Here is a 2413-nt window from a genome sequence, read left to right as displayed (position 1 = left end):
AGCCCTCGAACCCTAAGAGCGAGAACCCAGACATGGGCACTATCAAACAAGACGCCATGCCGGTGATCCGCGACCTGCGCGATTTCGACCAGCACTCTGGCAACCTCCTCGAACGGCTGGTGTTCAACTTCCGGCCGCTGTTCATGCTGCTGATGGCGATCGCTACCGTGGTGTTCGGCTTCATGGCGGTGACGCGTCTGGAGCTGCGGCCCAGCTTCGAAAAAATGATTCCCCAGAGCCAGCCGTACATCCAGAATTTCCTCGAGAACCGTGCCTCGTTGCGCGGCTTGGGCAACTCGGTGCGCGTGGTGGTGGAGAACACCCAAGGCGATATTTTCGACCCGGCGTATCTCGACGTGCTCAAGCAGGTCAACGACCAGTTGTTCCTCACCGAAGGCGTCGACCGCGCCTGGATGAAGTCGCTGTGGAGCCCGGCGGTGCGCTGGACCGAAGTCACCGAAGAGGGGTTTCAAGGTGGTCCGGTGATGCCCGACACCTATTCCGGTCAGCCTGAACAGATCGAACAGCTGCGCCAGAACATCTCCCGCGCTGGCCTCGTCGGCAGCCTGGTGGCCAGTGATTTCAAATCCACCATGCTGATCGTGCCGTTGCTGGACAAGGCGGCTGCCGGTGGTCAGCCCATCAACTACCACGCGTTTTCGCAGATGCTTGAAGAGCAATTGCGCGACAAGATCGAATTCGCTGGCGACAGCGCCGCGCGCAAATCCGGCGTCGAGGGCAAGGGTCAGTACAAGGTGCGGGTGATCGGTTTCGCCAAGCTCATGGGCGATCTGATCGACGGCCTGATCCAGGTAATGATGTTTTTCGGCCTGGCGGTCGTTACCTCGCTGGCGATCATTTATGCCTACACCCGTTGTGTGCGCAGCACCTTGCTGGTGGTCGGCTGCTCATTGATTGCGGTGGTGTGGCAGCTGGGGATTGTGGCCTGGCTGGGTTACGCCATCGACCCGTACTCGGTGCTGGTGCCGTTTTTGATCTTCGCCATCGGCGTCTCCCACGCCGCGCAAAAGATGAACGGGATCATGCAGGACATCGCTCGCGGCACGCACAAGCTGATCGCAGCGCGCTACACCTTCCGCCGTTTGTTCATCGCGGGCGTAACGGCGTTGCTGGCGGATGCAGTGGGTTTTGCGGTGCTGATGCTGATCGACATTCCGGTGATCCAGGACCTGGCGATCACCGCCAGCATCGGCGTTGCGGTGCTGATTTTTACCTCGTTGTTGCTGATGCCGGTGGCGCTGTCCTATGTCGGTGTTGGCGCCAAGGCCGCCGAGCGCGCGCTGAAAATCGACACCCGCGCCGAACACCACAAAGGCTTCGGCAGACTCTGGGATGCGCTCGACCGCTTCACTACGAGAAAGTGGGCCACGGGGGCGGTGCTGGTCGCGGTGCTGATGGGCATTGGCGGTTTCATGGTCAGCCTGAACCTGAAAATCGGCGACCTCGAAAGTGGCGCACCGGAGCTGCGTGCCGACTCGCGCTACAACCGCGACAACGCCTACATCACCCAGCATTACGCGCTCTCGAGCGACATGTTCGCGGTGATGATCAAGACCCCGCCGGAAGGCTGCCTGAACTACAAAACCCTGGTGCTCGCCGACCGTCTGGCCTGGGAGCTGCAACAGTACCCCGGCGTGCAAGCCACGGTTTCGCTGGTCAACGCCGTGCGGCAGATCACCGCCGGCACCTATGAAGGCAACCCCAAGCTCAACAGCATCCAGCGCAACCAGGACGTGCTGAACTACGCCGCGCAACAAGCCTCGGTGAACTCGCCGGAGCTGTTCAACAGCAACTGCTCGCTGATGCCCGTGATCACCTTTCTCAAGGATCACAAAGCCGAAACCCTGGATGCCGTGGTAGCGATTGCCGACAAGTTCGCCAAGGAAAACAGCACCGACGATCGCCAGTTCCTGCTGGCGGCGGGCACGGCCGGGATCGAGGCGGCGACCAACATCGTCGTGCGCGAAGCCAATCGCACCATGCTGCTGTACGTCTACGCGGCGGTGACGCTGTTCTGCCTGATCACCTTCCGCAGCTGGCGCGCCACGCTGGTGGCGCTGTTGCCACTGGTGCTGACCTCGATCCTCTGCGAAGCGCTGATGGTCGCCATGGGCATCGGCGTGAAAGTCGCGACGCTGCCGGTGATCGCCCTCGGCGTCGGGATCGGCGTCGACTACGCGCTGTACCTGCTCAGCGTGCAATTGCACTTCCAGCGCCAGGGTTTGCCGCTGTCCCAGGCCTATCGCAATGCCGTGTCGTTCACCGGTCGGGTCGTCGGTCTGGTGGGCATCACCCTCGCAGCGGGCGTGGTGTGCTGGGTCTGGTCGCCGATCAAGTTCCAGGCCGACATGGGCATCCTGCTGACCTTCATGTTCCTGTGGAACATGCTCGG

1 protein-coding gene is annotated in these 2413 nt (G+C 61.7%); it reads left to right on the top strand.

All coding sequences use genetic code 11. The features are described from left to right. Positions 1 to 32: 32 nt before the first annotated feature. The coding region (locus tag AC3ZVB_RS29230) for an efflux RND transporter permease subunit (RefSeq protein WP_490148507.1) at positions 33 to 2413 on the top strand (2381 nt) is incomplete at its 3' end.

The sequence above is a fragment of the Pseudomonas sp. MDV22-iso1 genome, from assembly GCF_058145095.1.
This window is presented reverse-complemented; position numbering and strand designations above follow the sequence as displayed.